Source organism: Geobacillus genomosp. 3 (genome assembly GCF_000445995.2).
Classification (GTDB): Bacteria; Bacillota; Bacilli; order Bacillales; family Anoxybacillaceae; genus Geobacillus.
The window spans coordinates 96,305-118,850 of the sequence record NC_022080.4 but is presented as its reverse complement, the minus strand read 5'-3'; the positions used below and the strand labels follow the sequence as shown (position 1 = coordinate 118,850).

The following is a 22,546-nucleotide window of genomic DNA, read 5'->3' as shown; positions in this document are numbered from 1 at the left end:
CCTTGCCGCCATTGCCGGTTACTCTTTCGTCACCGCGTCTTTTTCTTCGTCAACCTCTTCCGGCTCGATCGGCTTAACGTCGACCATAATCGCATCCGGCGCATGGTCATCGTCGTCGTCAAAGTTTTCCATGTTGATTTCTTGCTCATCACCTGTCAAAATCGTGACGTCCATCCCTAAACTTTGCAGCTCCTTAATCAACACTTTAAACGACTCCGGCACGCCCGGCTCCGGAATGTTTTCCCCTTTGACGATCGCTTCGTATGTTTTGACGCGGCCGACAACGTCGTCGGATTTAACAGTCAAAATTTCTTGCAATGTGTATGCCGCACCGTACGCTTCAAGCGCCCATACCTCCATCTCGCCGAAACGCTGGCCGCCAAACTGTGCCTTGCCGCCGAGCGGCTGCTGGGTGACGAGTGAGTACGGACCTGTTGAACGGGCATGAAGCTTGTCATCAACCATGTGGGCGAGCTTAATCATATACATAATACCGACCGACACGCGGTTGTCAAATGGTTCACCCGTCCGCCCGTCATATAGCACGGTTTTGGCATCACGCGCCATGCCGGCTTCTTCAAGAATGTTCCAAACATCTTCCTCCGTCGCTCCGTCAAAGACCGGAGAAGCGATATGCAAGCCAAGTTTTCTCGCCGCCATGCCAAGATGCAGCTCAAACACTTGCCCGATGTTCATCCGCGATGGAACGCCGAGCGGGTTTAACATGATGTCAACCGGCGTGCCATCGGGCAAGAACGGCATATCTTCTTCTGGAAGAATACGGGAAATAACCCCTTTGTTCCCGTGGCGACCCGCCATTTTGTCACCTTCGGAAATTTTCCGCTTCTGCACGATGTAGACGCGGACAAGTTGGTTGACGCCTGGCGGGAGTTCGTCGCCATCTTCGCGGTTAAATACTTTCACGTCAAGAACAATACCGCCGCCGCCGTGCGGGACGCGCAGCGACGTATCGCGCACCTCACGCGCTTTTTCACCAAAGATGGCATGGAGCAACCGCTCCTCGGCCGTCAATTCGGTCATCCCTTTTGGCGTCACTTTGCCGACGAGCAAGTCGCCGTCCTTTACTTCGGCGCCGATGCGGACGATGCCGCGCTCATCCAAGTTTTTCAACGCATCTTCACCGACGTTCGGGATGTCGCGCGTAATTTCTTCCGGACCGAGTTTCGTGTCGCGCGATTCCGCCTCGTATTCCTCAATGTGGACCGATGTGTACACGTCTTCTTTAACAAGGCGCTCACTCATGATGATGGCATCTTCGTAGTTGTAGCCGTCCCACGTCATAAAGGCAACGAGCACATTGCGACCAAGCGCCAGTTCACCTTTATCCATCGACGGGCCGTCAGCCAAAATTTCACCCTTTTCGACGATATCGCCTTTTTTCACGATCGGCCGTTGGTTGTAGCAAGTGCCTTGGTTGGAACGAATAAACTTCAGCAACCGATATTTATCTAGATCACCCTTGACTTCTTTGCCGTCGACCTCAATGAGTCGCCGTACCCAAATTTCCTTTGCCTCAACACGTTCGACAATGCCGCGGTGCTTGCAAATAACCGCCGCACCCGAATCTTTCGCTGAAACATACTCCATTCCTGTACCGACGATCGGCGCTTCCGGTTCTAACAGCGGCACTGCTTGACGCTGCATGTTCGCGCCCATCAAAGCGCGGTTGGAGTCGTCATTCTCCAAAAACGGGATGCATGCCGTCGCCGCGGAAACAACTTGCTTCGGCGACACGTCCATGTAGTCGACGCGGTCGCGCTTCACAACGATGTTTTCACCGCGGAAACGGGCGATGACATTTTCTTCAAGGAACGTCCCGTCTTCCGCAAGCGGCACGTTCGCTTGCGCCACAACGTAATTGTCTTCTTCATCGGCCGTCAAATAGTCGATTTGGTCCGTTACTTTTCCCGTCTCCGGATCAACGCGCCGGTACGGCGTTTCAATAAAACCGAATTTGTTCACCTTCGCATACGTGGACAATGAGTTGATCAACCCGATGTTCGGGCCTTCCGGCGTCTCGATCGGACACATCCGCCCATAATGCGAATAGTGGACATCGCGCACTTCAAATCCGGCGCGCTCGCGCGTCAATCCGCCAGGGCCAAGCGCAGAAAGGCGGCGTTTATGCGTCAACTCAGCCAACGGGTTCGTCTGATCCATAAACTGCGACAGCTGCGAGCTGCCAAAAAATTCCTTAATCGCCGCGATCACCGGGCGAATGTTGATGAGCTGCTGCGGTGTAATCGTGTTCGTATCTTGGATCGACATGCGCTCACGCACGACGCGCTCCATCCGCGACAAGCCGATGCGGAATTGGTTTTGCAACAGTTCGCCGACTGAACGGAGACGGCGGTTGCCTAAATGGTCGATGTCGTCCGTATCGCCGACACCGTGAAGCAAGTTGAAGAAATAACTGATCGAGGCAATGATGTCCGCCGGCGTAATATGTTTGACATCTTCGGCGATAAAACCGTTGCCGATGATGTTGATCACCTTTTCATTGTCTGGGTCATTCGGCGCGTAAATTTTCACCGTCTGCACCTCAATCGGACCGTCCGCCACTCCTTCAGCCGGGCGGTGCATCTGCAGTCCGACTCCTTTTTCCAAATACGGCAACAGGCGGTTCAGCATCCGGCGGTCGATGATGGCCCCAGCCTCAGCGATGACTTCTCCCGTTTCCGGATCGACGATCGTTTCTGCCAGCCGCTGGTTAAACAAGCGGTTTTTAATATGAAGTTTTTTGTTGATTTTATAGCGTCCTACACTGGCCAGATCGTATCGTTTCGGGTCAAAAAAGCGGGACGCAAGCAAACTTTTTGCGTTCTCTAGGGTTGGCGGCTCACCCGGGCGGAGACGCTCATAAATTTCGATCAACGCTTTTTCCGTGCTGTCGGTATTATCTTTTTCAAGCGTATTTCGCAAATATTCGTTATCACCAAGCAAGTCGACGATTTCTTGGTCGGAGCTGAACCCAAGCGCACGAAGAAGCACCGTAACAGGCAATTTACGGGTGCGGTCGATACGAACGTAAACGACGTCTTTCGCATCGGTTTCATATTCGAGCCATGCGCCGCGGTTCGGAATCACTGTTGCCGAATAGCCGCGTTTCCCGTTTTTATCGATTTTATCACTGTAATAGACGCTTGGCGAGCGGACGAGCTGGGAGACGATCACACGCTCCGCCCCGTTGATGATAAACGTGCCCGTTTCCGTCATCAGTGGAAAATCACCCATGAACACGTCTTGTTCTTTCACTTCGCCCGTCTCTTTATTGATGAGGCGAACTTTCACGCGAAGCGGCGCCGCATATGTAACGTCGCGTTCTTTTGCCTCTTCAACCGAATATTTTGGCTCTCCTAAGCTATAGTCGATAAATTCAAGAGAGAGATTGCCGGAAAAGTCCTCGATCGGAGAAATTTCCTTGAACATTTCCCGCAGTCCTTCATCGAGAAACCATTGGTACGAAGACGTTTGGATTTCAATCAAGTTCGGCAATTCCAGCACTTCGCTAATGCGTGCATAACTTCTTCGTTGGCGGTGTCGCCCGTATTGAACTAGTCGGCCTGTCAAGAGTGATTCACCCCTCAAATGTAGACATTAGTGAAAACCGGAAGCGGAACATCGCGTCCATCCACCTGGCTGGCCGGATAGCCGCCAAGGCAGTCTGGGCGCTCCGTCATTCCGGGGCAAAGCGCTAGGCATGCATACGGCCGCCCCCCCGCCGTCCGAACGGAAACGGCTCGGCTGTGGCACCACCGTTTCGTTAAGGGGATTCAACATGCTCCCGGCGCGAGGAAACCAGGCGTTGGATGGAGAAAAAAAGAAAATGGTTTCTATCCAGTAGAAAACCATATGTTTAGCTATTTATTGATTTTATCATTTTTTCCATTGTATCCAAAATTATACGTCATCCCCTTTACACGGGAAATGTGCATATTTAGCATTTTATAATGCTACCACAATAAAAAAACGGTGTCAACATTTTTTCGACTTTATGATATAATATCCTTTTTTCTTCGCGACGACCTCTACAGCGGCAAACCATTCATTCAGCTTTTGCAGCGCAGATGGAGCACCTTGTTTCTTTTGAATGACAACCCATAGTTCCCCATTATGGACTAGATGATCCCGACTTTGTTCAAAAATCGCATGGACAACCCGCTTGCCGGCCCGGATCGGCGGATTGGTGACAATCGCCGCAAACCGCTGTTCCCCAACTTCCGAAAACAAGTCGCTTTTATAAATCATCGCATTATGGATGCCGTTTGCTCGCCTGTTTTCTTCCGCCAGCTCTAACGCCCGCTCATTAACATCGATCATCTGGATGCGGCGGTCAGGAAACGATTTGGCTAGGGCGAGCCCAATCGGCCCGTACCCACAGCCGACATCCAACAAATCGCCGGCAACGTCCGGTTGTTGAAATGTTTCAATCAGCAAACGCGTGCCGAAATCGACCTCGCGCTTTGAGAATACTCCACTGTCGGTCGTAAAGCGGAATTCGTGCCCTCGCAATGTAAACGTCCATGTTTCCGGTTTCCGCTCCGACGTCGGTCTGGCCGAATAGTAATGTTCATTCACAACAACCCCTCCTTTGTTGGCAAGCATCATCACCCTTCATTACTATAGTGTAACAAAAAAGAGGCCGCCCCTTGCCCGGGTCAGCCCCTTTTTTATCGCGACGCCATTACTTCACTTCAACTTTCGCGCCAACTTCTTCAAGTTTTGCTTTAATTTCTTCAGCTTCCTCTTTCGAAACAGCTTCTTTGACCGGTTTCGGCGTGTTGTCAACCAAGTCTTTCGCTTCTTTCAAGCCGAGGCCAGTGATTTCGCGAACGACTTTGATGACTTTGATTTTTTGCGCGCCGGCATCAGCGAGGATGACATCAAATTCTGTTTTCTCAGCTGCTGCTTCAGCGCCAGCTGCTGCGCCGCCAGCAACAACAACCGGAGCCGCGGCCGTTACGCCGAATTCTTCTTCAATCGCTTTGACTAATTCATTTAATTCCAATACCGTCATATTTTTCACTGCTTCAATGATTTGTTCTTTCGTCATCGTCATTTCCTCCTTGTGTAATGTTCGTTATGCACATCGATATGCGCCATTACGCGCCTTGTTCTTCTTGTTTGTCGGCCACTGCCTTAACCGCAAGCGCAAAGTTGCGGATTGGGGCTTGAAGAACGCTAAGCAACATCGAGAGCAACCCTTCGCGGGACGGAAGTTTCGCCAAGGCGTCGATTTCTTCTTTGCTGGCGACGTTTCCTTCAATGACGCCGCCTTTGATTTCCAACGCCTCGTGCGTTTTGGCAAACTCGCTTAAAACTTTCGCCGGCGCTACAACATCTTCATTGCTGAATGCGATGGCGTTCGGGCCGGTAAACACCTCATTCAATCCTTCTAGGCCGATTTCCGCGAGCGCCCGGCGGGTCATCGTGTTTTTGTACACTTTGAACTCAATGCCTGCTTCGCGCAGCTGTTTGCGCAGCTCGGTCATTTCCGCCACGTTTAAGCCGCGGTAATCGACGATGACGGTCGCCTTGCTGGCACGGAATTTCTCCGCGATCTCAGCGACCACTTGTTTTTTCAGTTCAATCGCGCTCGACACGTCCTGCACCTCCTGCAAAGAAAATGGTGGAATACCACTTATACCGTTTGGCCGTTCAATAAAAAACCCCCATGCCGCGTAGACATGGAGGTATCGTTCAACGCACCGCGATCAACAGCGCATTGTCTATCGTCCACATACCTCGGTAGGAAATTAAGCCTAGAGCAGGCACCTACTGTCTACGGTACAAATGATATTCGGTTTTCAGCCAAATAGCATTTTATCAGACTAATGGATAAAAGTCAACCGTTATTGCGCAACCGCTACGGTCGTCGGGTCCACTTTAATACCAGGGCCCATCGTTGACGTAATCGTCACGTTTTTGACATACGTCCCTTTAGCCGCTGCCGGTTTGGCTTTCAAAATCGCTTCGTAAACCGTCGCAAAGTTTTCAACCAACTTTTCGCTGTCAAACGATACTTTGCCGATCGGCACGTGAATGTTACCGGCTTTGTCGACGCGGTATTCTACTTTACCAGCTTTGATTTCTTGCACCGCTTTCGTTACGTCAAACGTGACCGTGCCGGTTTTCGGGTTCGGCATTAACCCTTTCGGACCTAAAATGCGTCCGAGTTTCCCGACTTCACCCATCATGTCCGGCGTAGCGACAACGACGTCAAAGTCAAACCATCCTTGTTGGATTTTGTTAATATATTCCGTATCGCCAACATAGTCAGCGCCAGCTGCTTCTGCTTCTTTCGCTTTTTCCCCTTTCGCGAACACTAACACGCGCGCCACTTTCCCTGTGCCGTGCGGCAGAACGACAGCACCGCGAATTTGTTGGTCCGCTTTTTTCGGGTCAACACCTAAACGAAACGCGACTTCAACCGTCGCATCAAATTTTGCGACGTTCGTTTTTTTCACGAGCTCGATCGCTTCAGCAACCGGATAGGCTTTGAAGCGGTCAACGAGCTTCAACGCTTCTAAGTACTTTTTCCCTCTTTTCGGCATCTCAAAATCCTCCTCGATTGTGGTTTTAGCGGAAAAAACCTCCCACGATGAAACAACCTTCGCTTCTTTCGAAGGTGGACCATTCAGCAGACAGCCGCCTTCTGAAAGGACTGTCCTTCATTCAATCATAAAAGACCTTTTTTTGCCCATGGAGAGAGAGGTTGCGGAATACGCAACCCCCCCGGACAGCACGTCGGCCTTAGTCTTCAATCACGATGCCCATGCTGCGAGCCGTGCCTTCAACCATGCGCATGGCTGCTTCAATGCTCGCCGCATTCAAATCCGGCATTTTCAACTCGGCAATCTCACGCACTTTGTCGCGCTTGATCGTCGCCACTTTGTTGCGGTTCGGTTCGCCGGAGCCCGATTCGATGCCGGCCGCTTTTTTCAACAATACAGCGGCTGGCGGCGTTTTCGTGATGAATGTAAATGAACGGTCCTCAAAAACCGTAATTTCAACCGGAATGATCAACCCTGCTTGGTCGGCTGTACGGGCATTAAACTCTTTACAAAACGCCATAATATTAACACCGGCTTGACCTAACGCAGGACCTACTGGCGGCGCCGGATTCGCTTTCCCTGCAGGAATTTGCAGTTTGACGATCTTGATTACTTTTTTCGCCACGAGACACACCTCCTTAAGTCCGTGATGTGGTAATAGGGATTGCCCCTCCCACTCATTTGGCTCTATATAGAAAGAGCCGCTCCATATCTCCCGTTTCCGTCGGGAGGATCAGCGCATAAAGCACGTTTGCTCCCTTATACAGCGCGTATAAGTTCATCGCTGCATGCCTTGTCTAAAACTCAAGACATACTGACTTTAAAATATTATCACTTTTCAATAGTGATTGCAAGTTGTTTTCCATTAGATTTTTTCTATTTGCGAAAACTCCAACTCCATCCGCGTTTCGCGCCCGAACATGTCGACAAGCAGCTTCACCTTATGTTTATCAGGGTCAATCGCTTCAATTTTTCCGGTGAAATTCGCAAACGGACCTTCTTTAATCCGGACCGTCTCGCTGACCTCATAGTCGACATCAACATCAGCGAGCGGCATGCCCATCCGCTTCAAAATCATTTTTACTTCTTCCTCCATGAGCGGTGTCGGTTTCGAACCGGCTCCGCTCGAACCGACAAACCCGGTCACGCCCGGTGTGTTGCGCACGACGTACCATGAATCATCGGTCATGACCATTTCAACGAGCACATAGCCAGGAAATACTTTCCTTTTTGTCGTTTTCCGTTTTCCATTCTTAATGTCCGTTTCCGTCTCCTCTGGGACGACAACCCGGAAAATTTTATCTTGCATCCCCATTGATTCAACGCGTTTTTCCAAATTGGCTTTCACTTTATTTTCGTATCCCGAATATGTATGGACGACATACCAGTTTTTCTCCATCAGCGAGCCTCCCTAGGGCGGTTTTCATTTTGTGTTTTTGCGCAAAACAAAAACCCGTTGCCGGGTTCCATACTCGTACGATTATCTTTCATTATAGCATATCATTCGCCCGCTTATTCAAACACAAGGCGAATTAACTGCGAAATGCCGAGATCAACAACGGCAAAAAAGATGGTGAAGAACGCCACCGTGGCCAACACAACCGCCGTATAGTTGACTAGCTCCTTTCTGTTTGGCCAACTTACCTTTTTCAGTTCGCGTACGACTTCTTTAAAAAAGTTGGTTACTCGCTGCATCACTCGTACCTCCACGATTGCTCAAAACTGTCCCCACCGCTCACTTTGTTTCACGATGGGCGGTATGTTTGTTGCATGTTGGGCAAAATTTATTGGCCATTAGGCGCTCACCAAGGCGGTTTGCCTGTTTTGTAGTCGTATAGTTCCGGCTTCCACACTGCGCGCAAGCGAGCGTTACTTTTTGGCGCATAAACATTTCACCGTTCCCGTAAGATGTCCATAAAAATTTATCATATCAACGTTTCTGCTGTCAATGCCATGTTTTCGTCTGCCCTTGGCGCAGGCCGGTGCGCCGCCTATAAACTAATCTCCCGATATTCCAAATATTTCTCAAGCTTCCGTTTGACCCGTTGCAAAGCGTTATCGATCGATTTAACATGGCGGTTCAACTCTTCAGAAATCTCTTGGTACGAACGCCCATCCAAATATAGAGCAAGCACTTTCCGCTCGAGGTCGCTTAGCAGCTCTGCCATCTTCAGCTCAATATCGTCGACTTCCTCGCGGTTGACAATCAATTCTTCCGGATCTGTCGCCTGCGCGCCGGACAACACGTCCATCAGCGTCCGGTCTGATTCGTCATCGTAAATGGGCTTGTCCAAGGAAACGTAAGAATTGAGCGGAATGTGTTTTTGGCGGGTCGCCGTTTTAATGGCGGTGATCATTTGCCTTGTGATACAAAGCTCTGCAAACGCTTTAAACGAAGAGAGCTTGTCTCCTTTAAAATCACGGACTGCCTTATACAGCCCGATCATCCCTTCCTGCACGATATCTTCCCGATCAGCCCCGACTAAAAAGTATGAGCGGGCTTTGGCGCGCACGAAGTTTTGGTATTTGTGAATTAAAAAATCAAGTGCTTCTCCATCCCCTTTATGAACAAGTGCGACAAGTTGTTCATCCTCCAGCTTTTGATAGTCCCTTACCTTGTCTACTTTGAAGCATTCCCCCACGCTGATCCCCCCGACCGCATCAATCGCTAACATTTATTATACAGTACAAATTTTTACAGCGTCAACCGCTCATTTTTGCCCTCTTCGCCATTTTTCAAAAATTTCGGCAACTTTATCATTGAGCGGCATTTTTGAAATCGGGGTGCGGTATCTTATATCCCGCAGCTTTTTGGAAATGTCCCGCTCGACCGTCTCGATTTCGTATAGCAGTTCGCGCGCCGATTTGCGCAAGGCGCCTTGGCTGAACACCGTCCATTGTTCCGTATAATCAGATGTCGCTACATATACCTTTGTGCGCGCATTCATGAACGTTTTTGCCAACCGTTCAATCCGTTCATCAGCTGTTTCATGTTCTTTTGTAAAAATGACGTCGATATCGTAATGTTTATACTTTTTCTCGTTTCCTTGCACGAGGTGGGCATCAAACACGATCACAACATGATCCCCGGTGAACCCTTTGTAATCGGCCATCTTATCAATCAGCAAATCCCTTGCCGCGGCAAGATCGCCCTCCTCTTTTAACCGGCGCAACGCCGGCCATGCCCCGATGATGTTGTAGCCGTCAACGATCAAAATGTTCATCGGCTACTCTCCTAATGGATACCGTTTCCGGTACACCTCATACATGAGCAGACCGGCGGCAACGGACGCATTGAGCGAGGTGACATGCCCGCGCATCGGCAGCCGGAATAGAAAATCGCACTTTTCAAGCACTAAGCGGCTGATGCCTTTTCCTTCGCTGCCGATCACAAGCGCCAGCGGCATCGTGCCGTCAAGCATACGGTAGTCGTCTTTGGCAGACGCGTCGGTGCCGGCTATCCAAACCCCCCGCTCTTTTAGTTCGTCGATCGTCCGCGCCAAGTTCGTCACGCGCGCGACTGGAACGTGCTCAATCGCTCCAGTGGACGCCTTCGCAACCGTTGATGTCAGCCCGACGGAACGCCGCTTCGGGATGATGAGACCGTGCGCTCCGACCGCATCGGCCGTCCGCATGATGGCGCCTAAATTATGGGGATCCTCGAGCTCGTCCAACACAAGGAAAAACGGCGCCTCTTCCCGTCGAGCGGCGCGGGCGAATAAGTCATCCACCTCATAGTAGCGGTACGCCGCCGCCTGAGCGACGATCCCTTGGTGCGCCCCCTCGGCCATTTGATCAAGCTTGCGCTTCGGGACATATTGGACGAGTACGCCCCGCCGCTTTGCCCATTCGAGGACGGGCTCGACGGCATGACGCTGCGCCCCTTCGGCGATCCAAATTTTATTGATGTCGCGCCCGGATTTGAGCGCTTCAATGACCGGATTTCTGCCGATAATGTAATCCATCATTCCAACGCCCTTTCTTCCCTTTCAATAATGGCAAATGAACGGCTGATCAGCTCCTCGACCCGACGGCCGTTGTCCTGCAAAAAATGATAGCCGATCAACGCTTCGAACGCTGTACTGTGCCGGTACGTCTGAACATCCGTGTTTTTCGGGATCGTGCCGGATTTGGCGTTGCGGCCACGGCGGACGATGGCTTGCTCTTCGGCGGTCAGCGCGCCTTCATCGAGCAAAGCTAAAATGACTTTCGCCTGCGCCCGCGCTGACACGTAGCAAACCGCCCGCCGGTGCAATTCATGAGGCCGAACGCTCCCCATGGCCAGCAAGTGGCGGCGCACGTACACTTCATAAACCGCATCGCCAATATAGGCGAGCGCCAAGCCGTTTAACTGTTTGACATCACGAACGGTCTCAAACTGTGCCATCGCTTATAATCCCCGTTTCCATCTCGTTCCTTGCGGCGTATCTTCCAAAATAATGTTTTTGGCTTTCAGCTCATCGCGGATGCGGTCAGCCAACGCGAAGTCCCGATTTTTCCGCGCCTCGTTTCGCCTTTGGATCAGTGCTTCGATTTCCTCGTCAAGCAGCTCCTCTTGCTTTGGCTTTGGATCGAGGCCAAGGACGTTCATCAACTGTTCAAATTCGCGCAAAAACGCACCAATAACGGTTTCAGATGTCGTTTTTTCCTGCAAATACAAGTTTGCTTGCTTCGCCAAGTCAAACAGTACAGCGATGCCATTGGCCGTGTTGAAATCGTCGTCCATCTCACGGATGAATGATTCGCGGGCCGCAGCGATACGCGACAGCCATTCATCATCGTTGTCGGTTAAGTTCGTGCTTGCCCCGAGCCGGTGCTGCAAGTTGCCATAGGCTGTCTTCAAGCGTTCGAGCCCGCGTCTTGCACTCTCGAGCAGCTCTTCGCTGTAGTTGATCGGGTGGCGATAATGGACCGACAACATAAAGAAACGCAACACTTGCGGGTCAATCTGCCGGATGATATCGTGAACGAGCACGAAGTTGCCGAGCGACTTCGACATTTTTTCGTTGTTAATATTTAAATACCCATTGTGCAGCCAGTATTTCGCAAACGGTTTGCCGGTCAGTGCTTCCGATTGGGCGATTTCATTTTCATGGTGCGGAAACGTCAAATCTTGGCCGCCGGCGTGAATGTCGATTGTATCACCCAAATACTTGCGCGCCATCGCTGAGCATTCGATATGCCAGCCCGGCCGCCCTTTTCCCCATGGACTGTCCCAACAAATCTCTCCTTCTTTCGCCGCTTTCCAAAGGGCGAAATCGAGCGGGTCGTCTTTTTTCTCGCCGACTTCGATGCGCGCTCCAGCCTGCAATTCATCGATCGACTGATGCGACAGCTTGCCATAGCCGGAAAACTTGCGCGTCCGGTAGTAGACGTCGCCGTCCACCTCGTACGCATACCCCTTGTCGATAAGCGTCTGAATAAATTCGATAATCGTTTCGATATTTTCCGTCACGCGCGGGTGGATGTCCGCTTTTTTGCAACCAAGCGCTTGAATGTCTTCAAAATATGCGTCAATAAACCGCTCAGCGATCGCCGGCACGCTTTCGCCAAGCTCACGGGCCGCCTTAATCAGTTTATCGTCGACATCCGTAAAGTTGGATACGTACGTCACATCATAGCCGCGGAACTCCAAATAGCGCCGAATCGTGTCAAAGACGATGGCGGCCCGGGCATTGCCAATATGAATATAATTATAGACCGTCGGGCCGCACACATACATTTTCACTTTGTTCGGTTCAAGCGGCTCAAACGGTTCCTTTTTTCGCGTCAGCGTGTTATAAAGCCGGATGCTGCTCATATTCGCTCTTCCTTTCGTGTTGTTTCAATGCCTCCAGCTCGCTTTTTAGCCGGTTGATTTCCTCCTCAAGCTCCCGGAACCGGTCGGCGATCGGGTCCGGCAAATCGGTATGGTTCAAATCTTTTTTCACTTTCACCCCATCACGCACGACCACGCGGCCGGGGATGCCGACAACCGTTGAATTCGGCGGCACGTCTTTTAGCACCACCGATCCGGCGCCGATTTTCGAGTTTTCCCCGATCGTAATCGAACCGAGCACTTTCGCGCCGGCAGCGATTAAACAGTTGTCTTTAATCGTCGGATGGCGCTTCCCTTTTTCTTTTCCCGTCCCGCCTAATGTCACTCCTTGATAGACGGTGACGTTGTCGCCAATTTCGCATGTCTCACCGATTACGACTCCCATGCCGTGGTCGATGAAAAAGCGACGCCCGATTTTTGCGCCCGGATGGATTTCAATGCCGGTGAAAAAGCGGCTAATTTGTGAAACCAAACGGGCAAGAAAGAAAAATTTCCGTTTGTAAAGCGCGTGGGCGACCCGGTGCGCCCAGATGGCATGCAACCCAGAATACGTTAAAATGACTTCCAAATAGCTTCTTGCTGCCGGGTCTTGGTCGAAAATCACTTCGATGTCTTCTTTTAATGTTTTAAACATAGCGTGTCCTCCCTCCATCCCATTGATTATAATGAATAAAAAAGCGCCCCTGTGCCGAAGACACAGAGACGCTTTTGGCGCGGTTCCACTCTGTTTAGCGAAACGGATGCGCCGTTTCGCCCACTCGAGTCTGATAACGGAGATGCTCCGCTCCCCTCTACTGCAGAACGTCTCTGTTCCGGTTCGAAAGGAGGCTCCGAGGCGCATTTCAGACAACAACGGGCATAAACCGCTCCCAGCCAAGGCGGTTCTCTCTGGAATGCCGATGTTTCCTACTTCTCCTCGTCAACGCTTTGCCATTATATACGCTTGTTCAACTGATAAACTTTGTATTATTATACCACAGCCGTCAAGCAAACGTGCATAAAAGAACAGCTAAAATTTTTCTTGCAGTACCCGTTCGAGCCGTTCGATCACTTTTTCTTTGCCAAGCAGCTGGATGGCAAACGGCAGTTCCGGTCCGTGCGTTTGTCCAGTCACGGCGGCGCGAATCGGCATAAACAACTTCTTCCCTTTTTGTCCGGTTGACTTTTGCACCGCTTTGATCGCCGCTTTAATCTCATCAGCTGTAAACGCCTCAAGCTCGCGCACGTTCGCCAAAAAGGCGGAAAGCACGTCCGGCACTTGCTCTTCAGCGAGCACTTGGCGCGCTTCGTCCTCGTACTCGACTTCCTCCTTAAAGAACAGCTCGGACAGCGGGACGATCTCCGCCCCGTAACTCATTTGCTCCTGGTACAAGGCGATCAAATCGCGCGCCCATTGCTGCTGTTCGTCGCTCATGTCCGCCGGCAGGCGCCCGGCCTTCACCAAATGCGGCAAGGCCAACTCAACGAGCCGGTCCAAATCAAGTCGCTTCACATATTGATTGTTCATCCACGTCAGCTTTTTTGTGTCAAACATTGACGGCGACTTCGACAGCCGCGAAACATCAAATATGCGGATGAGTTCGTCTTTCGAAAAAATTTCTTCTTCCCCTTCCGGCGACCAGCCAAGGAGGGCAAAAAAGTTGAACATCGCCTCGGGTAAATAGCCAAGCTCTTTGTATTGCGACACGAACTGAATGATCGATTCATCACGCTTGGACAGCTTTTTCCGCTGTTCGTTGACAATCAATGTCAAATGGGCAAACTGCGGCGGCTCCCAACCGAAATATTCATACACCATCAACTGCTTCGGCGTGTTGGACAAGTGCTCTTCGCCGCGGAACACATGGCTGATTTCCATTAAATGGTCGTCAATAACAACAGCAAAGTTGTACGTCGGAATACCGTTCGCCTTTACAATGACCCAGTCGCCGATATCTTTCGATTCAAACGTCACTTTGCCACGCACTAGATCGTCAACTTCATACGTTTTCCCTTCGGGCACTTTCAGGCGGATCGTATACGGTTTGCCTTGAGCTTCAAACTCTGCAATTTGCTCCGGCGTCAAATGGCGGCATTTGCCGCTGTATTGCGGAGCGGCAATACCTGCCGCCCGCTGCTCCTCCCGTTCCCGCTCAAGTTCCTCCGGTGTGCAAAAACATTTGTAGGCATGCCCTTGTTCGATTAATTCGTTCACATACTTTCGGTAGATGTTCAGCCGCTCCGTCTGCCGATACGGCCCGTATCCGCCGTCCTTATCGACCGATTCGTCATAATCGATGCCGAGCCATTTTAAGTTTTCAAGCTGCGACTGTTCGCCGCCTTCCACGTTCCGTTCAATATCCGTATCTTCGATGCGGACGATCATTTTTCCGCCATGATGACGAGCAAACAAATAGTTAAACAGCGCTGTCCGCGCCCCGCCGATATGCAAATGACCGGTCGGGCTCGGCGCATAACGCACACGCACGTCTTTTGCCATCGTCCAACCCCTCCACTTCCATCAAAAACTTGTGCTATTATTGTACCGTTTATCGTAACAAAGTTCAAAACGGACGGCTCACCTTCCAGACGGCGCCTAAATGCCCCGAGCGAAAAAACAGGAGGCCAGAATGCCTTCGGACTGTTGCACCGCCGCTTCCCGGGCGATCTTCCGGAAGCGTCGCATCGCCAAAGTTACACCCCGCTCTTTTGCAGCAGCACGACCACTTGAGCGGCAATGCCTTCTTCTCGCCCAGTGAACCCGAGCTTTTCTGTCGTCGTCGCCTTCACATTCACTTGCGAACGTTCGGCTTCAAGCAGCCGGGCGATCACCGCTTTCATCTCCTCAATGTGCGGTGCCATCTTCGGCTTTTGCGCGATAATGATGCAGTCCGCGTTCACTAATGCATACCCTTCTTGTCGGACGAGCGTCCATACGTGCGCCAACAACTCGGTTGAGTCCGCGTCTTTATAGCGCGGGTCAGTATCCGGGAAGTGCCGCCCGATATCGCCGGCGCCAATGGCCCCAAGACATGCATCCGCCACTGCGTGAAGCAGCACATCCGCATCTGAGTGGCCAAGCAACCCTTTCTCATACGGAATATGTACGCCGCCAATGATGAGCGGACGCCCTTCCACCAATTGATGGACATCAAACCCTTGTCCAATGCGAAACATGTCTTCACCCCCATCTACTCCGCGATGCGGCTCGCTAAAATCGCCTCGGCAAATAACAGGTCTTCCGGGGTTGTCAACTTAATGTTGCGATAATCCCCTTCCAAAATTTTCACTGGCTTGCCGAGCCGCTCAACTAGGCTGGCATCGTCTGTGCCGAGGCAACCGGCTTTTTTCGCCTCTTCGTGCGCTTCCATGATCAAAGACAGACGAAAAGCTTGTGGTGTTTGCACCGCCCACAAGCTGGAACGATCAATCGTCTGTTCGACAAATAAACCGTCCGCTTTTTTGATCGTGTCTTTTACCCGCACCGCTGGAACAGCCGCCCCATATTGAACAGCGGCATCCGCCAGCTCGTGCAAATGCCGGACGCGAACAAACGGACGGGCGCCGTCGTGAATGAGGACAATCTCCCCTCCCTTCAGCGCCTGCAACCCGTTATACACACTATGCTGCCGCTCCTCACCGCCGTTGGCGAACGCTGCTACTTTTCGAATGCAGTAGCGTTCGAGCAGTTGTTCAATCCGGCTTCGCTCAGCCGGATTGACGACAAGCACAATGCCGGTGCATCGTTCATCACCCTCGAATACTTTCAGCGTTCGGACGATGAGCGGCTCACCCCCAAGCTTAATAAATTGCTTGTTCATCCCGGCGTTCATCCGCTTTCCTTGCCCGGCCGCCAATACGATTGCTTCATAATTCATTGGACGTTTCCCCTATTCTTGTTAAAGCGCCTTTTGCAACAGTTTCAGTTTGGCAAAAATCATTCTCCCCGCAGATGTTTGTAACACGCTAGTGACCAGGACGTCAACCCGTTTGCCGATATATTCTTTGCCGTCTTCAACAACGATCATCGTCCCATCATCCAAATAGGCGACACCTTGGTTATGTTCTTTTCCGTCTTTAATGACGTGCACATTCAGCTCTTCGCCCGGCAGCACGACCGGTTTGACAGCGTTGGCTAAGTCGTTGATATTGAGGACGCGCACATTTTGCAGCTCGCACACTTTGTTTAAATTGAAATCGTTCGTGACCACCACTCCCTGAAGCTGTTTCGCCAACTTAACGAGCTTGCTATCGACTTCCTGCACATCATTGAAATCCGCCTCGTGAATTTCCACTTTCATCGCCATCTCTTTTTGGATGCGGTTCAAAATATCCAAACCGCGGCGGCCGCGGTTTCGTTTCAATACATCGGAGGAATCCGCAATATGCTGAAGCTCCTCTAACACAAAACGGGGAATGACAAGCGGCCCTTCCAAAAACCCTGTTTGGCAAATGTCCGCGATCCGTCCGTCAATGATGACGCTTGTGTCTAAAATTTTCACCGCTCCGCCTTTAGTCGTTTCAGTTTCAACTTCTCCGCCTTTTTTCTTCGTCATTCGATTGGAAAGGGAAAATAAGTTCATCAGCTCATTCCGTTTCTTTAAACCAACGCGAAACCCTAAATAACCAAGCAGCACAGTCAAAAAAATCGGCAGCACCGTATTCAGCACTTGAATGCGAAACGATTGCAGCGGCATAACGACTAAAAACGCGATAATAAGACCAAAAATCAGCCCGAGACTGCCAAATAGCACGTCAGCAGCCGGCGCCTTTACCAGCGTCTCTTCCGCCCAGCGAATCATATCGACGACATAATCGACAAGCCAAAACGTCAGCAAAAAGAAAAGAACAGCCCCCAACACCGCCAACGTATAGGAATTATTGACAAGCGATATGCCGCTTACATTCAACAGCTCAAGCAAATCGGGCAAAAACATGGCGCCCAGCGTTCCGCCCACCGCGAGAAAAAATAGTTGTACAACACGTCTGACCATCGGTTCATCTTCACCTCCCTATCTAACATTATAAACAGTTTCCAATGTTTGAAACCAATTGGAAGGCAATTTTTAACCGTTTTTGAACATTCGACATCTACTTGTAATCATGAGCAGCAGGTGCTGGCACAGCGCCCGGCTCGCTCCGGCCCCTACTATTTTTTACGTCCGTCGAAACAAAAAGGTTCAGTCATTTTATGCAGTTTATAACATCGTATGCTCAAGCGCCTCGGTCACATGCGAAACACCGATCACGTTAACGCCCACAGGCGGCTGCCAGCCAGCCAAATTGTTTTTTGGCACAATGACGCGGGAAAAACCTAACTTGACAGCCTCCTGTACGCGCTGTTCAATACGGGAAACGCGGCGTACCTCCCCGGTCAAGCCGACTTCGCCGATAATGACATCGGCCGGATTTGTCGGCCGGTCGCGGAAACTCGAGGCAATGCTGACGGCGACCGCCAAATCGATGGCCGGTTCGTCAAGCTTCACTCCTCCTGCCACTTTCAAATAAGCATCTTGATTTTGCAACAGCAGTCCGACCCGCTTTTCGAGCACAGCCATCAGAAGCGACACACGGTTATGATCAAGGCCGGTCGCCATCCGCCTCGGGTTGCCGAAGCTTGTCGGCGAGACGAGCGCCTGGATTTCCACCAATACCGGACGCGTCCCTTCCATGGCCGCCACTACCGTCGATCCGGCCGCTCCGCGCGACCGCTCTTCCAAAAACACTTCAGACGGGTTTTCCACTTCTCTTAACCCCATGTCGCGCATTTCAAAAATACCGATTTCATTCGTCGAGCCAAAGCGGTTTTTCACCGCCCGCAAAATACGGTACGTGTGATGCCGCTCGCCTTCAAAATAAAGAACAGTGTCAACCATATGCTCTAAGATGCGCGGCCCGGCGATCGCCCCTTCTTTCGTCACATGGCCGACGATAAAAATGGCGACGCCTTTTGTCTTGGCGATTTTCATCAACTCGGCAGTACACTCGCGCACTTGGGCGACGCTGCCCGGCGCTGACGTAATATCCGTCCGGTACATCGTCTGAATCGAATCAATGACGACACAGGCAGGCCGAATCGTTTCAATTGCTGTTACAATATATTCCAAATTCGCCTCCGCTAACACATACAGTTGATCAGATTCAGCGCGAAGACGTCCGGCGCGCAGCTTCACTTGCTTCGTCGATTCCTCGCCGGATATATACAACACGGTGTGTCCGGCTGCAGCGAGCTGCGCCGATGTCTGCAACAGCAACGTCGACTTGCCGATGCCCGGGTCGCCGCCAATTAAGACGAGCGAACCTGTCACAATCCCTCCACCGAGCACGCGATTGAGCTCCGCACTTTTCGTTTCAATACGCGGCTCTTGCACCGCCTGAACGGCCGTAATCGGAATCGGTTTGGCCGTTTCCGACGGCTCCGAATGAAGAAACGTCCCGCGCACAGCCGGCTTCGCCCGCTCGATTTCTTCAACGAACGAGTTCCACGTTTGACAGCCTGGACAGCGGCCGAGCCATTTGGCGGATTCATACCCACATTCCTGGCAAACAAATTTCGTTTTCTTTTTAACCATTCATCTAACCCTTTCTACAACATTGTCCGTACGAAAAAAAGGTATGGGCAGCAAGCTGCCGCATACCTTTTTTCCTTTATACGACCGCCTGTTTCGACAAGACGACAAACTCTCCGTCTTTCACATCGACAACAACTTTTTGCCCTTTGGCGATCGTGCCTTTTAATAGCTCCTCAGACAAACGGTCTTCGATATGTTTTTGCAAGGCGCGGCGCAATGGGCGGGCCCCATATTCCGGATCAAACCCTTCGGCGGCAATTTTCTCAATCGCTGCCTCAGTCAGTTCAAGATCAATATTTTGTTCCTTCAGCCGCTTCACAAGCGTATCGGCCATCAGGCGGACAATTTGTTTTAGGTGATCTTTTTCGAGCGAATGGAAGACGATAATTTCGTCGATCCGGTTCAAAAACTCCGGTCGGAACGCTTTTTTCAGTTCGTCCATCACCTTACTTTTCATGTCCTGATATTGCTGGTTTCCATCTTGAATGTTAAAGCCGACGTACTTGTTCCGCTTCAAGGCGTCCGCACCGACGTTGGATGTCATAATAATAATCGTGTTGCGGAAGTCGACTGTCCGTCCTTTCGAGTCGGTCAACCGCCCGTCCTCTAATACTTGCAGCAAAATATTAAACACGTCAGGATGCGCTTTTTCCATTTCATCCAACAGAACGACCGAGTATGGCTTCCGGCGCACTTTTTCCGTCAGCTGACCGCCTTCTTCATAGCCGACATACCCTGGCGGCGACCCGATGAGCCGCGATGTTGAGTGTTTCTCCATATACTCGGACATATCAATGCGGATGAGGGCGTCTTCATCCCCAAACATTGCCTCGGCCAATGCACGGGCCAATTCCGTTTTCCCAACGCCGGTCGGACCAAGGAAAATGAACGAACCGATCGGGCGTTTCGGGTCTTTCAAACCAGCCCGGGCGCGGCGCACCGCTTTAGCAACTGCCTTAACCGCCTCGTCCTGACCGACGACGCGCGCGTGCAAAATTTCCTCCAGCTTGAGCAGCCGCTCCGTTTCCGTTTCGGCCAGCTTAGATACCGGAATGCCGGTCCAACTTGAGACAACAGCGGCGATATCTTCGACCGTTACTTCAGAGTTTTCTTGACCTTGCTTTTCTTTCCATGCCCGTTTCGTTTCCTCAAGCTCTTCGCGCAGCCGTTGTTCCATATCGCGCAGCGAGGCCGCTTTTTCAAACTCTTGGCTTTGGACAGCTGCATCTTTTTCTTTCCGCACTTCTTCGAGCTTTTGCTCCAGTTCTTTTAGTTTCGGCGGCGCCGTGAACGAACGGAGACGCACTTTTGAGCAAGCTTCGTCGATCAAGTCGATCGCTTTATCCGGCAGGAACCGGTCGGTAATGTAACGGTCGGACAGTTTGACTGCCTGCATGATCGCCTCATCGGAGATCGAGACGCGATGGTGCGCCTCATATCGGTCGCGCAACCCTTTTAAAATTTGAATGGACTCCTCAACCGTCGGCTCATCCACGTGAATCGGTTGGAAGCGGCGTTCAAGCGCGGCATCTTTTTCGATGTATTTCCGGTATTCATCAAGCGTTGTCGCACCGATACATTGCAATTCTCCGCGCGCTAGGGCCGGTTTTAAAATGTTCGACGCATCGATGGCTCCTTCCGCCCCCCCGGCGCCGATTAACGTATGGAGTTCATCGATGAACAAAATGATATTGCCAGCCTGACGAATTTCGTCCATCACTTTTTTCAGCCGGTCTTCAAATTCGCCGCGGTATTTCGTCCCAGCGACCACCGTACCCATATCAAGCGTCATGACCCGTTTATCACGCAATGTTTCCGGTACTTCATTATTGACGATTTGCTGAGCCAATCCTTCGGCGATCGCGGTTTTCCCGACACCCGGTTCACCGATCAACACCGGATTGTTTTTCGTCCGCCGGCTCAACACTTCAATCACGCGCTGAATTTCTTTGCTGCGGCCGATGACCGGATCAAGCCGTCCTTCACGGGCAATCGCCGTCAAATCACGGGCGAGGCTGTCAAGCGTCGGTGTGCTTACATGTGAGGCGCCTCCACCACCGTGGCCTGATACCGATTCATTGCTGCCGAGCAGCTGCAACACTTGTTGGCGCGCTTTGTTCAAACTCACCCCTAAGTTGTTCAACACGCGGGCAGCTACTCCTTCGCCCTCGCGGATCAATCCAAGCAAAATATGTTCCGTCCCGACGTACGAATGACCGAGCTTCCGCGCCTCATCCATCGACAGCTCAATCACTTTTTTCGCCCGCGGTGTGTAATGGATCGTATGCGACACTTCACTGCCGCGGCCGATGAGCGATTCGACCTCTTTCTGAATTTTATCCGGGCCAAGCCCGAGCGCCATAAGCGCTTTAGCGGCGATCCCTTCGCCTTCGCGGATCAGCCCGAGCAAAATGTGTTCCGTGCCAATATTGTTATGGCCGAGGCGAATGGCTTCTTCCTGTGCCAACGCCAGCACTTTTTGTGCCCGTTCCGTAAATCTGCCAAACATCATCGTTCATCACCCTCCATCTTTCTTCGTTCTTCCATCTTTAATCGTTCCCGAATTAATGCGGCCCGACGAACATCCCGTTCCTCAGGGCGGAGCGCCCCGCCGGCATATTGCTGCAGAAAGCCTGGCTGTGTTAAAATCATCAGCTCGTTTAAAATGTTACGCGAAATGTTTTGGATGTACCCTAAATCAATTCCTAAACGCACATCTGACAGGCACTGTGCCGCCTCTTTCGACTCGATGACGCGACAGTTGGCCAATATGCCGTATGAGCGGAACACCTTGTCTTCTAATTGTATGCCTAAAGTTTTCACTAATGCGTGACGGGCCGCTCTTTCTTGAGCAATCAGCTGTTGGACGATCGTGTGCAAATCCGCGACGATGTCCTCCTCCGATTTTCCAAGCGTGATTTGGTTCGAGATTTGAAAAATGTTACCCAACGCCTCGCTTCCTTCCCCATACGTGCCGCGGACGACAAGACCGAGTTGGTTGATGGCGGGGATAATGCGGTTGATCTGTTGCGTCAACACAAGCGCCGGAAGATGCATCATCACGGACGCCCGAAGCCCTGTCCCGACGTTCGTCGGGCAGCTCGTTAAGTAACCAAGCCGCTCATCAAACGCATAGTTGACGTGCCCTTCAATCCAATCGTCCAATTCGCTCGCCGCCTCAAGCGCCTCAGCAAGTTGCAACCCCGGAAATAAGCATTGGATGCGAATATGGTCCTCTTCATTGATCATAATGCTAATTTCCTCATTCTCCGAGAGCAGACAGGCGCCAAATGGCGAATCCTCAGCCAAATGTGGACTAATTAAATGCTTTTCTACTAATACCCGTTTTTCAATCGGCTGAAGCTCCGACATTTTCAACAGCTCGAACTCGCCTGTCCCTCCATATGAACGGTGGGCAAACGTCCGCTCAAACAAAGAGACGATTTGTTTTGCCTCCTCGCTGTTAAACAACGTTGGGAAGTGAAAATCGATAATATTGCGGGCCAGCCGGATGCGGCTGCTCAAGACAATGTCCGAATCTGGTCCCTCTTGACTCATCCAAGCGCTGACCGCCGTATTGAAAAATTTCTCAAACGACATAC

At 51.4% G+C, this 22,546-nt stretch carries 22 protein-coding genes and 2 other annotated features; all 22 genes read right to left on the bottom strand.

Annotated elements, in window-relative coordinates:
* Positions 1 to 18: 18 nt before the first annotated feature.
* Positions 19 to 3,591, bottom strand: coding sequence for a DNA-directed RNA polymerase subunit beta (gene rpoB, locus M493_RS00615; protein WP_020958352.1), 3,573 nt, complete (start codon positions 3,589 to 3,591; stop codon positions 19 to 21).
* 405 nt (positions 3,592 to 3,996) lie between these two features.
* Positions 3,997 to 4,599 carry a class I SAM-dependent methyltransferase gene (locus tag M493_RS00610; RefSeq protein WP_020958351.1) on the bottom strand — a complete coding sequence of 201 codons (603 nt, stop codon included), beginning with the start codon at positions 4,597 to 4,599 and terminating at the stop codon, positions 3,997 to 3,999.
* Between the two features lie 106 nt (positions 4,600 to 4,705).
* Positions 4,706 to 5,074: a 50S ribosomal protein L7/L12 gene (rplL, locus tag M493_RS00605; protein ID WP_020958350.1), complete on the bottom strand. Its 369-nt coding sequence runs from the start codon at positions 5,072 to 5,074 to the stop codon at positions 4,706 to 4,708.
* 49 nt (positions 5,075 to 5,123) lie between these two features.
* Positions 5,124 to 5,624, bottom strand: coding sequence for a 50S ribosomal protein L10 (gene rplJ / locus M493_RS00600; RefSeq protein ID WP_020958349.1), 501 nt, complete (start codon positions 5,622 to 5,624; stop codon positions 5,124 to 5,126).
* 51 nt (positions 5,625 to 5,675) lie between these two features.
* Positions 5,676 to 5,827 (bottom strand) — a sequence feature (ribosomal protein L10 leader region).
* Between the two features lie 46 nt (positions 5,828 to 5,873).
* Entirely contained in the window at positions 5,874 to 6,575 is a 702-nt protein-coding gene (gene rplA / locus M493_RS00595) for a 50S ribosomal protein L1 (RefSeq protein ID WP_020958348.1), read from the bottom strand.
* Between the two features lie 199 nt (positions 6,576 to 6,774).
* Positions 6,775 to 7,200: a 50S ribosomal protein L11 gene (gene rplK / locus M493_RS00590; protein WP_008882034.1), complete on the bottom strand. Its 426-nt coding sequence runs from the start codon at positions 7,198 to 7,200 to the stop codon at positions 6,775 to 6,777.
* 240 nt (positions 7,201 to 7,440) lie between these two features.
* Positions 7,441 to 7,974: a transcription termination/antitermination protein NusG gene (gene nusG, locus M493_RS00585; RefSeq protein ID WP_020958347.1), complete on the bottom strand. Its 534-nt coding sequence runs from the start codon at positions 7,972 to 7,974 to the stop codon at positions 7,441 to 7,443.
* 113 nt (positions 7,975 to 8,087) lie between these two features.
* Positions 8,088 to 8,270, bottom strand: a complete 183-nt coding sequence (gene secE / locus M493_RS00580; protein ID WP_020958346.1) for a preprotein translocase subunit SecE — start codon at positions 8,268 to 8,270, stop codon at positions 8,088 to 8,090.
* 40 nt (positions 8,271 to 8,310) lie between these two features.
* Entirely contained in the window at positions 8,311 to 8,460 is a 150-nt protein-coding gene (gene rpmG, locus M493_RS17435) for a 50S ribosomal protein L33 (RefSeq protein ID WP_071990863.1), read from the bottom strand.
* A gap of 106 nt (positions 8,461 to 8,566) precedes the next feature.
* Positions 8,567 to 9,250, bottom strand: coding sequence for an RNA polymerase sporulation sigma factor SigH (gene sigH / locus M493_RS00575; protein WP_020958345.1), 684 nt, complete (start codon positions 9,248 to 9,250; stop codon positions 8,567 to 8,569).
* Between the two features lie 36 nt (positions 9,251 to 9,286).
* A complete protein-coding gene (locus M493_RS00570; protein ID WP_020958344.1) occupies positions 9,287 to 9,799 on the bottom strand; it encodes an NYN domain-containing protein in 513 nt (170 codons plus the stop codon).
* Between the two features lie 3 nt (positions 9,800 to 9,802).
* Positions 9,803 to 10,540, bottom strand: coding sequence for a 23S rRNA (guanosine(2251)-2'-O)-methyltransferase RlmB (gene rlmB, locus M493_RS00565; RefSeq protein WP_020958343.1), 738 nt, complete (start codon positions 10,538 to 10,540; stop codon positions 9,803 to 9,805).
* Positions 10,540 to 10,962 (bottom strand): Mini-ribonuclease 3, encoded by a 423-nt coding sequence (locus tag M493_RS00560; RefSeq protein ID WP_020958342.1) that lies wholly within the window; start codon positions 10,960 to 10,962, stop codon positions 10,540 to 10,542. The genes rlmB and M493_RS00560 overlap by 1 nt, the downstream gene beginning before the upstream one ends.
* A 3-nt stretch (positions 10,963 to 10,965) precedes the next feature.
* Positions 10,966 to 12,375 carry a cysteine--tRNA ligase gene (cysS, locus tag M493_RS00555; protein ID WP_020958341.1) on the bottom strand — a complete coding sequence of 470 codons (1,410 nt, stop codon included), beginning with the start codon at positions 12,373 to 12,375 and terminating at the stop codon, positions 10,966 to 10,968.
* Entirely contained in the window at positions 12,353 to 13,045 is a 693-nt protein-coding gene (gene cysE, locus M493_RS00550) for a serine O-acetyltransferase (protein WP_256380470.1), read from the bottom strand. Before cysE ends, cysS begins: the two co-directional genes overlap by 23 nt.
* Before the next feature lie 43 nt (positions 13,046 to 13,088).
* Positions 13,089 to 13,325 (bottom strand) — a binding site (T-box leader).
* Between the two features lie 77 nt (positions 13,326 to 13,402).
* Positions 13,403 to 14,872 (bottom strand): glutamate--tRNA ligase, encoded by a 1,470-nt coding sequence (gltX, locus tag M493_RS00545; protein ID WP_020958339.1) that lies wholly within the window; start codon positions 14,870 to 14,872, stop codon positions 13,403 to 13,405.
* Between the two features lie 194 nt (positions 14,873 to 15,066).
* Complete coding sequence (ispF, locus tag M493_RS00540) at positions 15,067 to 15,549, bottom strand: 2-C-methyl-D-erythritol 2,4-cyclodiphosphate synthase (protein ID WP_020958338.1); 483 nt, start codon at positions 15,547 to 15,549, stop codon at positions 15,067 to 15,069.
* Positions 15,550 to 15,563: 14 nt separating this feature from the next.
* On the bottom strand, positions 15,564 to 16,250 hold the full coding sequence (gene ispD / locus M493_RS00535) for a 2-C-methyl-D-erythritol 4-phosphate cytidylyltransferase (RefSeq protein WP_020958337.1): 687 nt from the start codon (positions 16,248 to 16,250) through the stop codon (positions 15,564 to 15,566).
* 21 nt (positions 16,251 to 16,271) lie between these two features.
* Positions 16,272 to 17,366: a PIN/TRAM domain-containing protein gene (locus tag M493_RS00530; protein ID WP_020958336.1), complete on the bottom strand. Its 1,095-nt coding sequence runs from the start codon at positions 17,364 to 17,366 to the stop codon at positions 16,272 to 16,274.
* A gap of 204 nt (positions 17,367 to 17,570) precedes the next feature.
* Positions 17,571 to 18,944, bottom strand: coding sequence for a DNA repair protein RadA (gene radA, locus M493_RS00525; RefSeq protein ID WP_020958335.1), 1,374 nt, complete (start codon positions 18,942 to 18,944; stop codon positions 17,571 to 17,573).
* 76 nt (positions 18,945 to 19,020) lie between these two features.
* On the bottom strand, positions 19,021 to 21,456 hold the full coding sequence (gene clpC, locus M493_RS00520; protein WP_020958334.1) for an ATP-dependent protease ATP-binding subunit ClpC: 2,436 nt from the start codon (positions 21,454 to 21,456) through the stop codon (positions 19,021 to 19,023).
* Entirely contained in the window at positions 21,453 to 22,544 is a 1,092-nt protein-coding gene (locus M493_RS00515; protein WP_020958333.1) for a protein arginine kinase, read from the bottom strand. The genes clpC and M493_RS00515 overlap by 4 nt, the downstream gene beginning before the upstream one ends.
* Between the last annotated feature and the right edge of the window lie 2 nt (positions 22,545 to 22,546).